Origin of the sequence: Stenotrophomonas indicatrix, from assembly GCA_041545745.1 — a bacterium.
GTDB classification, from domain to species: domain Bacteria; phylum Pseudomonadota; class Gammaproteobacteria; order Xanthomonadales; family Xanthomonadaceae; genus Stenotrophomonas; species Stenotrophomonas indicatrix_A.
In genome coordinates this window covers 137,690-150,642 of the sequence record CP168152.1, presented here as the reverse complement: position 1 = coordinate 150,642, position 12,953 = coordinate 137,690, and the positions used below count along the sequence as shown (strand labels likewise).

10 protein-coding genes are annotated in these 12,953 nt (G+C 67.3%); 2 read left to right on the top strand and 8 right to left on the bottom strand.

The genetic code is table 11. From position 1 onward, the window contains the following. Positions 1 to 5 precede the first annotated feature (5 nt). From ACEF39_RS00600 to ACEF39_RS00570, 7 genes are all read right to left on the bottom strand, one after another. Positions 6 to 1,040 carry a YheT family hydrolase gene (locus ACEF39_RS00600; protein ID WP_500288067.1) on the bottom strand — a complete coding sequence of 345 codons (1,035 nt, stop codon included), beginning with the start codon at positions 1,038 to 1,040 and terminating at the stop codon, positions 6 to 8. Between the two features lie 7 nt (positions 1,041 to 1,047). Continuing rightward, positions 1,048 to 1,839 (bottom strand): lysophospholipid acyltransferase family protein, encoded by a 792-nt coding sequence (locus ACEF39_RS00595; RefSeq protein WP_500286594.1) that lies wholly within the window; start codon positions 1,837 to 1,839, stop codon positions 1,048 to 1,050. A gap of 119 nt (positions 1,840 to 1,958) precedes the next feature. After that, positions 1,959 to 2,393 carry a hotdog fold thioesterase gene (locus ACEF39_RS00590; RefSeq protein ID WP_089241726.1) on the bottom strand — a complete coding sequence of 145 codons (435 nt, stop codon included), beginning with the start codon at positions 2,391 to 2,393 and terminating at the stop codon, positions 1,959 to 1,961. A 10-nt stretch (positions 2,394 to 2,403) separates the two neighbouring features. Then, positions 2,404 to 4,461 carry a phospholipase D family protein gene (locus ACEF39_RS00585; protein WP_500286593.1) on the bottom strand — a complete coding sequence of 686 codons (2,058 nt, stop codon included), beginning with the start codon at positions 4,459 to 4,461 and terminating at the stop codon, positions 2,404 to 2,406. Then, positions 4,458 to 5,075 (bottom strand): YceI family protein, encoded by a 618-nt coding sequence (locus ACEF39_RS00580; RefSeq protein WP_500286592.1) that lies wholly within the window; start codon positions 5,073 to 5,075, stop codon positions 4,458 to 4,460. The genes ACEF39_RS00585 and ACEF39_RS00580 overlap by 4 nt, the downstream gene beginning before the upstream one ends. Positions 5,076 to 5,079: 4 nt before the next feature. After that, entirely contained in the window at positions 5,080 to 5,556 is a 477-nt protein-coding gene (locus ACEF39_RS00575) for a SixA phosphatase family protein (protein WP_032977995.1), read from the bottom strand. Between the two features lie 37 nt (positions 5,557 to 5,593). Beyond that, positions 5,594 to 6,223: a ParA family protein gene (locus ACEF39_RS00570; protein WP_500286591.1), complete on the bottom strand. Its 630-nt coding sequence runs from the start codon at positions 6,221 to 6,223 to the stop codon at positions 5,594 to 5,596. Positions 6,224 to 6,347: 124 nt separating this feature from the next. Between ACEF39_RS00570 and ACEF39_RS00565 the strand changes: the two genes are divergently transcribed. After that, positions 6,348 to 7,832, top strand: a complete 1,485-nt coding sequence (locus ACEF39_RS00565; protein WP_500286590.1) for an AAA family ATPase — start codon at positions 6,348 to 6,350, stop codon at positions 7,830 to 7,832. 569 nt (positions 7,833 to 8,401) lie between these two features. On the opposite strand, the gene ACEF39_RS00560 is transcribed toward ACEF39_RS00565, so the two are convergent. Then, positions 8,402 to 9,037 carry a tetratricopeptide repeat protein gene (locus tag ACEF39_RS00560; RefSeq protein WP_500286589.1) on the bottom strand — a complete coding sequence of 212 codons (636 nt, stop codon included), beginning with the start codon at positions 9,035 to 9,037 and terminating at the stop codon, positions 8,402 to 8,404. A gap of 172 nt (positions 9,038 to 9,209) precedes the next feature. On the opposite strand from ACEF39_RS00560, the gene ACEF39_RS00555 reads away from it, so the two are divergent. After that, positions 9,210 to 12,896: an indolepyruvate ferredoxin oxidoreductase family protein gene (locus ACEF39_RS00555; RefSeq protein WP_500286588.1), complete on the top strand. Its 3,687-nt coding sequence runs from the start codon at positions 9,210 to 9,212 to the stop codon at positions 12,894 to 12,896. The last annotated feature ends 57 nt before the right edge of the window (positions 12,897 to 12,953 follow it).

Genomic DNA, 12,953 nt, shown 5'->3' with positions numbered 1-12,953 from the left:
CCGGTTCAGGCCGGCAGGACCCGCCGCAGACGCTGTGCGACCCAGCGTTCGGAGAAACCATCGCCGCGCCAGTTTTCCAGGAAGCCACAGTGACCGCCCCAGCAGGCGGTTTCCAGCCGCGCCTGCTGCGGCAGCTGCCAATCGCGGAAGGTCGCGTAGGGGATCACCGGATCGTCCTGCGCCATCAGGATGTCGGCAGGTACCTGCAGCGTGGACAGGCGGTTGCCGGCGATGGAATAGCCATCGAAATAGGCCTGCAACGAACCAAACGTGGTGTGCCGCTCGACCAGCCAGGCGGTCAGCGAACGGATGTCCAGGTTAAGCACGCGGTCGTCGCAATCGCTCAGTTCGGGGAACAGATCGCGCTTGCGACGCAGCGAGCCGGCCCACTTGCGGCGGAAATACCAGTCGTACATCGCCGGGCCGTTCTCGATGTTCTCCATGGTCAGCCCCGGGTCCAGCACCGGGCAGACGGCGGCCACGTGCTGCAGCGGCACGCCCGCGGCCGGCGCGCGCAGGGCCAGCCGCAGCACGAAGTTGCCACCCAGCGAATAGCCGGCCGCAACCAGCGGCAGACCGGGCCAGCGCTGGGCGACATCGCCTGCGGCATGCACCACTTCGTCGATGAGGTTGGAGTGGAAGATGCCGGGATTGAGGTGATGGGTGTTGCCGTGGTCGCGGAAGTTCAGCCGCACCACGTCGAACCCCTGCTCCAGCATGCGGGCAGCGGCCATGCGCATGTAGCTGGATTCGGCGCTGCCTTCCCAGCCGTGCAGCAGCAGGGCGATGCCGCGCGGTTCGCGCCCTTCGACATGGCTGTGCCAGCCCTGCAGCCGCACACCTTCGCCACCATCGAGGATCAGCTCTTCGCTGACCGCGCCGGTGGCGGCCAGCAGCAGCAGGCCGCGCTGCAGGCGCATGCGGCTGGAACTGAGCATCGACTGCAGGTGCGGATTGCGCAGCCAGCGCGGCGGCTGATAGTCGGACGCGGTGAGCATCGGCGCATCAGCGTCGAGGGTCGGTGGCGGAAAAACGGCCACCATGGCCTCAGTCCCCGCTCATGGCCGCCACGATGCGCGCGCGCGAGGTTTCCGCGATGCGCCGACGGCCTTCCAGGTCCTGGGTGCCGATCGGCTCCAGGAAATGCACTTCGGTATGCCGCGCCGGCTCACCGAGCAGGCGCAGGAAATTGGCGAAGAAACTCTCGCCCGGGCCGAAGGCCACGATGGTCTGTGCATCCCCGCGCACGCCATAGACCAGCGCCACCGGCTGCACCGGCACGCTGGTTTCGACTGCCGCCTGGAAGATGCGCGCGTGGAACGGGCCAACGTCGTGGCCGCCGCGGGTACGCCCTTCCGGGAACACGCCCACGGCCTTGCCGGCGCGCAGGCGGTCGGCCATCACCTGCATCACCCCACCGAGTGATTCGGTGTTGCCACGCTGGTGGAAGATGGTCTGGCCGCGCGCGGCGAGCCAACCGACCACCGGCCAGCTGGCAATCTCACGCTTGGCGACAAAGCCCATCATGCGCTGGCTGTGCAGGATGGAGATATCGACCCAGCTGACATGGTTGGCGACGAACAGCACCGCGCCCGGCAGCGGCTGGCCGACACGCGACAGGCGGAAGCCGAAGATCCACATCAGCCCGCCCTGCCACCAGTTCACCACCTTGGCGCCGAAGGTAGCGTCGCCCACGCGCAGCTCGCCCCATGGCGGAAGCATGCCGATCAGGATCAGCGGCAGGAACACGGTGATGTGGACCAACAGCAGCGGTACGCGGTACAGGTAACGGCACACACGCGCCACGCCGCCGCGGGGGGCCGGAGTGGGGGAAGTCATCCGCGCACGATACCGGAGGGCTGCCATCGCTGCCAGCCGAATTCGGCCATAAGTCTCATTGACGGCGGCCATCGGCGGGGAACGCTGGGTTCCGCCGCCGTCACTGCTGCCGCCAAGGCTCAACCGTGCCCGGCCGCCACCACGGCCAGGGTCAGCCGCGAGATGCAGACCAGCCGGCCCTGCTCGTCCTCGATGCGGATTTCCCACAGCTGGGTGCTGCGGCCCACGTGCACCGCGCGCGCGGTGCCGGTGACCGTCCCCGAACGCACGGCGCGTACGTGGTTGGCGTTGATCTCCAGGCCCACGCAGATCTGCTTGGCGGTATCCACGCAGAGGTTGCCGGCGCTGCTGCCGAGGGTTTCGGCCAGCACCACCGAGGCACCGCCATGCAGGATGCCGTACGGCTGGCGGGTACGCTCGTCCACCGGCATGGTTGCCTGCAGCCAGTCCTCGCCAGCGGCACTGAAGACGATGCCCAGGGTGCTGATGGCGGTGTTTTGGCTGAGTGCGTTGAGCTGCTCGATGGAAACGGCTTCGCGGAATACCTGGGTCATGCGGCTACCTTCAGAGGATGGGAACGAGGCCGGCGCCGAATGCGGTCAGCATGCGCACCAGCAGCCACTTCGGCCCGACGTTGACCTCGGGGAAGTCACCCACTGCGACATAGCAGCGGTGGAAATCAGCGCTCTGCCGCGGCAGTGGCTGCGGGCAGTCCGGGCCCGGCTTGAACTCGTAGTCGGTGGCGTAGCGCCATGGCCAGAAATCGAGGATCGGCAGTGCCTCGGAGGCCTTGCCGACGCTGTAGTTCAGGCCGGACAGGACCAGCGGCTTGGCGCGCGGCGCCACCGTCCAGGAGTTCTGCGGATGGGTGTCGCGCAGGATGCTCTGCGCCAGCTGCTCGGCGAAGGCCGGATCGTCGATGATCACCGCGCCTTCGGTGTTGTAGTTCTCGCTGCGCGGATCGAAGTTGTGGGTACCGACCACGCCGATACGGCGGTCGACCACCAGCGACTTGGCATGCAGGCCCATGCGCGCGCCCTTGCGGGTGACCGGCAGCGGCTTGTTGACCGCCTTGCTGCCCAGGAACGAGGGGCGCGTTTCGGTACGCAGCAGGCGGGTCTCGACTTCGCTGCCGGCGGCACGCCGACGCGCACGACCGTTCTCATAGGCGCTGCCGGTACGCGGATGGATCACCCGCGGCTGCGGATCGCCCGCTTCCGCAGTGACCGCCACATCACCACCACCGCCGCCACCGGCGTTGCTGCCCGCCGCGCTGCCACCGATCAGCGGATTGCGGCCGGTATCGCTGCCCGGCGCCGCGATCGGGTCAGGCAGCAGGTTGCGGTAATCAACCGGGGCATCCAGCGGGAACGGCTTGAATTCAAAAATGTTGAAGCCAAGCTCGCGCATGTTGCGCCGCTTGTACTTGTACGACAGCGCATACACGATCGGGTTGTCGGTGGCGGCCAGGCTGTTGCTGGACACCACCACGCGCGGTGGCTGCGGGCGCTTGCGCAGCTCGCGGAACAGCTTCTGTGCCGGCTTGGACAGCACCAGGTAGGGCGTCTGCAGGATCACTTCGTGCTGCGCGCTGGAGATCAGTGCATCCAGCTGCGGCTCGGTGACATGCTGCCCGGCCAGCGGTGCGTCGGCGCGCTCACGCCGGTGTTTGCGCGGCAGATCGGCCACATAGCGCACCGAGGCGACCGGCAAGGCGGTGTCCACGAACGAGCGGGTGACGAAGTCGACGTCGTTGGCTTCCTCGCTGACTCGCTCCACCCGCTCGGGCCTGCGGAACTGCGCGGGCGGCAGCACCGGCACGCCCTGCTTGAGCAGGGTACGGCCGACATCGTTCAGGCGCTCGGCCGGTACGCTGCGCTGCGCGCGCCAGAAGGCATCGAAGTTGGCGGCCATCGCGCGTGCTTCGGGGCCGGCGATCAGCACATCGCGGTCGCGGAAGTTGTATTCGCGGTCCCAGTCGTAATAGTCGTCCTGGTAATTGCGCCCACCAACCACGCCGATCGCATCGTCGACCACCAGCAGCTTGTTGTGCATGCGCTGGTTGAAGCGGCGGAAGCAGCACAGCACGCTGCCAGCATAGTCGAAGTAATTCAGCCGAGCCTTGCCGAAGGTCGGGTTGTAGACCCGCAGCTGGAAGTTCTCGTGGGCGCCAGCCAGGGCGCCGAGGATCTGCAGGTCGGAGATCGCCGAAAGCTGGTCGATCAGCAGCCGTACCTTCACCCCGCGCCGCGAAGCCGCCAGCAGCTCGTCGATGACCAGGCGGGCGCTGTCGTCCTTGTCGAAGATGTAGGTCTGCAGGTCGATGCTGCGGGTGGCGCTGCGCAGCAGGTTCAGGCGCGCGACCAGCGCCCCTTCGCCCTCGTCCAGCAAGGTGGCGTAGTGCCGCGGCTGTTCCGGGGTCGATTCGCTGAACGCCCGGCCGGCCAAGGCCCGCAGGGGCGAGTCAAGTGCGCAGCGGTCGGCCTGCTGGCAATCGACCTGGGTCGAGCGCGCCTGCACGGCAATCGCCTCGGCGCGATCACGCTGGGCATGCGACAGCGACGCGCAGCCGCTGCCCAGCAACACTGTTGCCAGCGCCAGTACACGCAGCAAGGGATTCACGGTTTCGGCGCCTCGCTGAGGCGCGCACGCAATACGAAAGTCACTCGGTCACTCAAGGCAAGCTGCCAGCTGTCCATGCCATACCGACCTCGTTGCACGGTACCGCGGCTGACGACGTCGCAATCATAGCCGGGTCGGGCACATTCCGCCTTCTCGACCTTGAGCGTCTCCGGATGGCTGACCCCGCGCAGGGTCAGCCGACCGTCGATGCCGCCGCCCTCGGCGACCGTCTCCGGCCAGTACGGCAGCGAGTCGAACTCCACGAACGGGTAACGGCCGGCGTCGAAGAACTCGGGGCCGCGCATCCAACCGGTATAGCGGTCCTTGCCGGGGATCTCCACGGTGCGGGTGAACATCTTCAGGTGGACCTGATGACGGCCATCGGACAGCACCTCGATACGCCCTTCGAAACGTGGGAACACGCCCTCGATGCGCTGGCCGAAGCGGGTGCGGACTTCGAAACCGATCTGCGAGCGCACCACATCCAGCTGCAGCGTACGCGGCGACTCGGCCACGACCGCCGGCAGCGCGGTGGGTGGCGGTGCGGCGGCCCAGGCCGGGCCGATCGCCAGAACGACTGGCAGCAGGCAGCGGCCCGGCAACGCCAACCTCATCGGCTCACGGCCACCAGAAAGCGTTCAGGCTGGCCACGCCCGGCTCGATCGTTGCCTCGCGGGCGAAACCGAGCACGGCCACGCCGCCCGGCGGCATGCCGCGGTAATCACTGCTGGTGCCATCGGTCATCAGCGCCACCAGCTGCTCCAGCCCAGGGTTGTGGCCGACGATCAGCACGCGGTCCAGGTCACGGCGCTCGTCCACCAGCGCCGCCAGCGTGCCGGGGGTGGCCTCGTAGATGCGGTCTTCCAGGCGTTTTTCGACATAGCCGATGGCTGCCATCACCGCTTCCAGCGTTTCGCGGGTCCGCCGCGACGGTGAACACAGCACGCAGTCCGGCAGCAGGTTGTTCTCCTTCAGCCACTTGCCGGCGGCTTCGGCTTCAGCGAGCCCGACCGGCGACAACGGCCGGTCGAGGTCGGCCTGGCCGGTGGTGGCCGGTTCGGCGTGGGCGTGGCGGAGCAGGATCAGTTCGCGCATTGCGGGATTCCAATAAAGGGATGGAGACCTACGGCTCTTACAGTTTCAGCCAGGACAACAGGGGTTCCCAGTCGGCCTGGTGCTCGCGCACCTGGGCGGAGCGGTAATCGAAAAGACTGCGGCCCAGGCCGGTCATGACCACATAGCTCTGGCTGTCGCGCAGCTGGGCGACCACCGGATAGGGCCAGTCAGCCAGCATCTGCAGGGCCTGCTGCGAGGTCTGGGTCCAGGGCTTGGTCCGGTTCAGCACCAGCCCGACCGGCAACTTGCGGCTGTGCACGCGGGGTACCCGGGCCAGGCTGTTGAGGAAGCCCACGATGGCTTCGATGTCCAGTGCCGAGGGCAGCACCGGCACCACCACGGCATCGGCAGCGTCGAGGAAATGCGGGATATCGTCGGCCAGCGCGCCGGCCGGTGCATCGATCACCACGGTATCGGTACCGTCGGGCAGCTTCTGCGCCCATTGCTTCTTGCGGTACACGTCGATCGGCAGCACCGCGCTTTCCAGCCCGGCCCGGCGCTGTGCCCAGCGGGTGCTGGAGCCCTGCGGGTCGGCATCGGCGATCACCGTGGCCTTGCCTTGCAATGCCGCGTACGCGGCCAGGTGGGTGGCGATGGTGGACTTGCCCACCCCGCCTTTGGAACCGGCCACCAGGATCGTCTTCATGCCAGCCTCGCTTCCGGGTACGTGCCCCGAGCGTACACCGCCGATGGTGACGGAAGGTAGAGCCGTGCTGAACCCGTGCCCCCCGGCCTTTGCTATCGTGGCGCCCCCGAAGGATCGAACCGCCATGAGCGAACTGCAGGACCTGAGCGCACTGATCCGCGCCAACACGCCGTTGATCGTGGTCGAGACCCAGGATGAGGGTCGCATCGTCGAGCTGTTCCGGCAGACGCTGATGCATGTCTGGCGGGCCCTGCACCGCTGGTCCATCACCGAAGGCCTGCGCCGCATCGACCTGGAGCGCGAGGACGAGCCGGTCGGCCCGCCCGATGCCAGCGCCGCCCTGCAGATGATCCGCCAGGCCGACCAGCGCGGCGTGTACCTGCTGCTCGATTTCCACCCCTACCTGGGCTATGCCAGCCACCAGCGCGCGCTGCGTGACCTGATCCAGCGCCGCCACAGCGAACCGCACGTGCTGGTGCTGATCGGCGCCAAGGTGGAGCTGCCGGCCGAACTGGAAGCCTTGGCGGTGCGCTTCAACCCGCGCCTGCCCGACGCCAATGCACTGTTGAAGATGCTGCGCGAGGAAGCCGATGCCTATGCACGCGAACACGGCGGGCGCCGGGTGGAAGTGGACAGCGAAGCGGTCAAGAAGATCCTGAAGAACCTGCAGGGCCTGAGCCTGGTGGATGCGCGGCGCATTGCGCGGCAGCTGATCTATGCCGATGGCGCGTTGCGCGACGACGACCTGCCACAGCTGGCGCGGCTGAAGTTCGAGCTGCTCAACCGCAGCGGTCACTTGTTCTTCGAGCACGACAGCGCCCGCTTCGGCGACGTGGCCGGGGCCAACCGGCTGAAGCGCTGGATCAACCAGCGTCGCGTCGCCTTCATCGCCGGCTCGGCACCGGCTGGGCTGGACCCGCCGCGCGGCATGCTGCTGCTGGGCGTGCAGGGCTGCGGCAAATCGATGCTGGCCAAGGCCACCGCCGCCGGCTTTGGCGTGCCATTGCTGCGTCTGGACGTAGGCGCGCTGTACAACAAGTTCCACGGCGAGACCGAAGCCAACCTGCGCCAGGCACTGGCCTCGGCCGAGCAGCTGGCGCCGTGCGTGCTGTGGATGGATGAGATAGAGAAGGGCCTGGCCACCGGCACCGAGGATGGCGGCGTGTCGCGCCGGGTACTCGGCTACCTGCTGACCTGGATGGCCGAGCGCAAGGCGCCGGTGTTCATCGTGGCTACCGCCAACCAGGTGCACGAGCTGCCCGCCGAGCTGCTGCGCAAGGGCCGCTTCGACGAGATCTTCTTCGTCGACCTGCCCTCGGCTGATGTACGCGTGGAACTGCTGCGGCTGCATCTGGGGCGGCGCCAGCTCAATGCCGACGACTTCGCGCTGCCAGCACTGGCAGCAGCGGCCAACGGGTTTTCCGGTGCGGAAATCGAGCAGGCGATCGTGGCGGGGCTGTATTCGGCGCATGCCGAAGGCCGACCACTGGATACCGAGCTGCTGATGGGCGAGATACGGGCGACGCGGCCGTTGTCGGTGTTGATGGCCGAGCAGGTGGCGGCGCTGCGGGAGTGGGCGTCGGGGCGCACGGTGTCCGCGGACGATTGAGGGTTTCCTGCGAACGGCGCAGCCCCTCGTGGCTGCTGGTTGGCCGCGAGAATCAAAAGCCGCGCTTGGTCGGGCGGGATGGATTCGCGGGGGACGCCGTGAATCCGTCCCTGGAGGCTTGGCCGCGGCATCCATGCCGCGGACACCCCCGCGAACCCACCCCGCCCGACCTCTGACAGTTTCCGGGGGCGATCAGCCACGGAAAAGAAAAAAAGAAGAGCAAAAGCAAGAGCCGGTTTGCTGGCCGCTTTTTGTAGCGCCGAGCCCACGCTCGGCTGCATTTCGATCAGATATCGAATATTCGATTCCAATGCAGATTCATCCACGCATGGCGTGGATGTACGTGTCGACCAAGGTCGACACCTACCAACAGCAGCGGGAACCTGTCGAAGGCGGGGCACTGTGGGCTTGCGGGGTGTGAGCGCCATGGATGGCGCGACTAAGCCTCCATGGACAGGTTTACGGCGGCCCCGCAAACCCACAGTGCCCCGCCATCCCCCAGCAAACCCGCTTTGACTTTGGCCGTTGCCTCTGCGGGTGCCGGGTGCAACCCGGCCGAACCCCCACCCTCAGGGCCAGGCCGGTGGCGCGGCCGCCCAGGCCTGCTGTACTTCGGCCAACGTCGCGCGTTCGTCATCGCGCCAGCCCGGCAACAGCTGCGCGTAACGACTGTTATCACGCCATTGCCCCGGCTCGGTCCGTACGGCAGCGGCATACCACTTCACCGCCTCCTGCTGCTGGCCGGCCCGCCACAGCGCCAACGCATAGCTCGGCGGCACCCAGCCGGGATTGCTGCGCAGGGTGCTGGCAGCGGCCTGCCACTGTTCCAGGGCAGCCAGCGCCTGGCCCTGCCGCAACAGGTCCCAGCCATAGTTCCAGCGTACGCTGCGGCCGAGCGCGCTCTGCACCGGCGCTTCGGCCAGTGCCTCGCGATAGAGCTTGTCGCCCAGTTCCGCGCGCCCCTGCGCGATGGCCACCGACGCCAGCTGCGCCGTGGCCTCCAACCCCTTGCGGCCACGCTCGCGATGTTTCAGCAGCTGTGCCACCAGGTCGTCGCCTTCACCCTGCACCACCGTGATTGGTGCGGCAGCGGCGTCGCTGTCGAAATAGAACTCCTGCGGTGCCGGCAATGCCGGCGCGGCCCACACAGTGGCCGCTCCCGAAACCAGCAACACGCCGGCCAGGAACTGTCCTGCAACTGACATCCCAATTCCCCCAAGGTTGAAACACCAACCCTCCCTCTCTCTCCCCGATCCTAACCCCAGCACGGCCCCGGCGCGAGTGCCGGGGGGCCTTGGCCCCCCACTGTTACAATTCGCGCCTTTCCCGCCGCGTGCATCTGCGCGGCCGGTGCCAGCCGATCCTGACAGGCCAGCCATGACCAGTACCGCGCAACTCACCTCGCCCGCCTCCGCCGACCTGCTCGATCGTGATTACACGCTCGACCACAAGTACACCCGCAACGAAGGGCGGATCTACCTGAGCGGCGTGCAGGCGCTGGTGCGGCTGCCGCTGATGCAGCGCATGCGCGACGAGGCTGCGGGCATCGACAGCGCTGGCTTCATCAGCGGCTATCGCGGCAGCCCGCTGGGCGGCTTCGATCTGGAACTGTGGCGCGCGCGCAAGCATCTGGAAACGGCCAAGGTGAAATTCACCCCGGGCCTCAACGAGGACCTGGGCGCCACCATGGTGTGGGGTACCCAGCAGACCAACCTGTTCCCCGGTGCCAACGTGCAGGGCGTGTTCGGCATGTGGTACGGCAAGGGCCCGGGCGTGGACCGCTGCGGCGACGTGTTCAAGCACGCCAATGCCGCCGGCACGTCGCGCCATGGTGGTGTGCTGGCACTGGCTGCCGATGACCATGCCTGCCGCAGCTCGACGCTGCCGCATGGCAGCGAGGACGAATTCGTCAGCGCGATGATGCCGGTGCTGAATCCGGCCGGCGTGCAGGACATCCTCGACATGGGCCTGCTCGGCTGGGCGATGAGCCGTTACACCGGGCGTTGGGTCGGCTTCAAGACGATTGCCGAGACGGTGGAATCGTCGGCCTCGGTCGAGGTCGATCCGCTGGCCCGGCGCATCGTGCTGCCGGAGGACTTCGACATGCCCGCCGGTGGCCTCAACATCCGCTGGCCCGATCCGCCGCTGGACCAGGAGATGCGCCTGCACCGTTATGCGGTGAAAGCCGCGCAGGCCTTCGCGCGTGCCAATGGCATCGACAAGGTGGTGATGGACGCACCGCGTGCGCGGCTGGGCATCGTCACCACCGGCAAGAGTTACCTGGATGTGCTGCAGGCGCTGGAATACCTGGGCCTGGACGAGCAGGCCTGCGCTGACATCGGCATCCGCGTGTACAAGGTCGGCATGACCTGGCCGCTGGAACCGGAGGGCATCGCGCGCTTTGCGCAGGGCCTGGAAGACATCATCGTGGTGGAGGAGAAGCGTGCCTTCATCGAGCGCCAGATGAAGGAGCAGTTCTTCAACTGGCCGGCCAGCTGGGGCCAGCGCCCGTCCATCGTCGGCAAATACGACGAGGCCGGCGAGTGGATCCTGCCGTCCACCGGCGAACTTACCCCGGCCACCATCGCCGGCGTGATCGGTCGCCGCATCCAGAAGTTCTTCAACAACGATTCCATCGAGCAGCGCCTGCAGTGGATGCAGGAGAAGGAAGCCGAGCTTGCGTTGCCACGCGCCAGCTTCCCGCGCGTACCGCACTACTGCTCCGGCTGCCCGCACAACACCTCCACCACCGTGCCGGAAGGCTCGCGTGCGCTGGCCGGCATCGGTTGCCATTACATGGTGACCTGGATGGACCGCAGCACCGACACCTTCACCCACATGGGTGGCGAAGGCGTGACGTGGGCCGGGCAGGCCGCCTTCACCGATACCCAGCACGTGTTCCAGAACCTGGGCGATGGTACCTATTTCCACAGCGGATCGCTGGCGATCCGCCAAGCGATCGCAGCCGGCGTCAACATCACCTACAAGATCCTCTACAACGATGCGGTGGCGATGACCGGCGGGCAGCCGGTGGACGGCCCGCTGAGCGTGCCGGACATCGCAAAGCAGATGCGCGCCGAAGGCATCCACACCATCATGGTGTTGTCGGACAACATCGCCAAGTGGACGCGCCAGCGCGAGCATTTCCCCAGCGACGTGGAGTTCCACGACCGCAGCGAGCTGGATGCGGTGCAGAAGCGCCTGCGCGAAGTGAAGGGTGTCTCGATCCTGATCTACGAACAGACCTGCGCCACCGAGAAGCGCCGCCGCCGCAAGCGCGGCAAGCTGGAGGATCCGGCCAAGCGGGTGATGATCAACTCGCTGGTCTGCGAAGGCTGCGGCGACTGCGGCAAGAAGAGCTTCTGCGTGTCGGTGCTGCCGAAGGAAACCGAGTTCGGGCGCAAGCGCGACATCGACCAGTCCAACTGCAACAAGGACTATTCCTGCGTCAACGGCTTCTGCCCGAGCTTCGTCACCGTGCACGGTGGCCAGCCGCGCAAGGGCAGCAAGCGCGATGCCTCCACACTGCTGGACAACCTGCCGGCACCGGTGGTGCGCGGTACCCTGGAGCAGCCCTGGAACATCCTGATCACCGGCGTTGGCGGCACCGGCGTGGTGACCATCGGCGCCCTGCTGGGCATGGCCGGTCACCTTGAAGGCAAGGGCGCCTCGGTGCTCGACCAGACCGGACTGGCGCAGAAGGGTGGCGCGGTGACCACGCACATTCGCATCGCCCGCCGCCCGGACGACATCCATGCGGTGCGTATCGCCGCTGGTGAAGCCGATCTGGTGCTGGGCTGCGACATGGTGGTGGTCAACGACTACTGGGCGCTGTCGAAGGTACGCGCCGGCCGTTCGCAGGTGGTACTCAATACCTACGAAGCGATGCCGGGCACCTTCACCACGCGCCCGGACATGCAGTTCCCCGCCGCCGACATCATTGCCGGCGTGCGCGTGGCCCTGGGTGGCGAGGAACCGCTGCTGCTGGACGCAACCCAGCTGGCCACCGCGCTGCTCGGCGATGCGATCGCCGCCAACCTGTTCATCCTCGGCTACGCCTGGCAGCAAGGCCTGGTGCCGCTGTCGTTCGAGTCTCTGATGCGTGCCATCGAACTCAACGGCGCGGCTGTGGCGATGAACCAGCAGGCCTTCGCCTGGGGCCGGCTGGCGGTTGTCGACCCGCAGGCCGTGCAGCAGGCGGCAGGCGTGGTGCGCAACCGCCATACCGACACCGAGAACACGCCGGGCCCGCTGCATGCACTGCCGCCGGGCGAATGGGAAGGCAACGAGTGGGGCGCCACCGCAGCACCGCGTAACACCGGTGATGAGCGCGAGCTGCGTGGGTTGCCGACGCATGGTGGCGATGTCGCCTTCCTGCCGTTGGACGACGCGCGCCTGTCGCGCTCGCTGGACGAGATGATCGAGCGCCGCTCGGCATTCCTGACCGACTACCAGGATGCCGCCTACGCCAACCGCTACCGCACGCTGGTCGAGCGCGTCCGCGCCACCGAAGCCGAGCGCATCGGCGGTTCCACCGCGTTGACCGAAACCGTGGCCCGCTACCTGTTCAAGCTGATGGCGTACAAGGACGAGTACGAGGTGGCGCGCCTGTACACCAGCGGCGATTTCCAGCGCCGCCTGCAGCAGCAGTTCGAGGGCGATTACCAGCTGCGCTTCCATCTGGCACCGCCGCTGTTCGCCAAGAAGGACGAGCAGGGCCGGCTGCAGAAGAAGGAATACGGCCCATGGATGTTCAAGGCGTTCGGCCTGCTGGCGAAGCTGAAGTTCCTGCGCGGCGGCCCCCTGGATGTGTTCGGCCGCACCGAGGAACGCCGCATGGAGCGCCAGCTGATCGGCGATTACGAGGCAACCGTGCAGGTGTTGCTGGACGGGCTGGATGACGACCGCCTGGCGCTGGCGGTGGAGATTGCCAGCGTGCCCGAGCACATCCGCGGCTTCGGCCACGTCAAGGAAGCGCACTTCGAGAAGGCCAAGGCCCGCGAAGCGGTGCTGCTGGCGCAGTGGCGGAATCCGAAGGCGCTGCATATCGTGCAGGTGGCGTAATAGCAGCAGATGGTAGTGCCGGCCGCTGGCCGGCATCTGCCCTTCCCGGACAATGTG

Bases quoted from the DNA above. Each gene is read 5' to 3' on its own strand.
- ACEF39_RS00595 (WP_500286594.1), bottom strand. From the start codon at position 1,839: ATGACTTCCCCCACTCCGGCCCCCCGCGGCGGCGTGGCGCGTGTGTGC.
- ACEF39_RS00590 (WP_089241726.1), bottom strand. From the start codon at position 2,393: ATGACCCAGGTATTCCGCGAAGCCGTTTCCATCGAGCAGCTCAACGCA.
- ACEF39_RS00580 (WP_500286592.1), bottom strand. From the start codon at position 5,075: ATGAGGTTGGCGTTGCCGGGCCGCTGCCTGCTGCCAGTCGTTCTGGCG.
- ACEF39_RS00575 (WP_032977995.1), bottom strand. From the start codon at position 5,556: ATGCGCGAACTGATCCTGCTCCGCCACGCCCACGCCGAACCGGCCACC.
- ACEF39_RS00570 (WP_500286591.1), bottom strand. From the start codon at position 6,223: ATGAAGACGATCCTGGTGGCCGGTTCCAAAGGCGGGGTGGGCAAGTCC.
- ACEF39_RS00565 (WP_500286590.1), top strand. From the start codon at position 6,348: ATGAGCGAACTGCAGGACCTGAGCGCACTGATCCGCGCCAACACGCCG.
- ACEF39_RS00560 (WP_500286589.1), bottom strand. From the start codon at position 9,037: ATGTCAGTTGCAGGACAGTTCCTGGCCGGCGTGTTGCTGGTTTCGGGA.
- ACEF39_RS00555 (WP_500286588.1), top strand. From the start codon at position 9,210: ATGACCAGTACCGCGCAACTCACCTCGCCCGCCTCCGCCGACCTGCTC.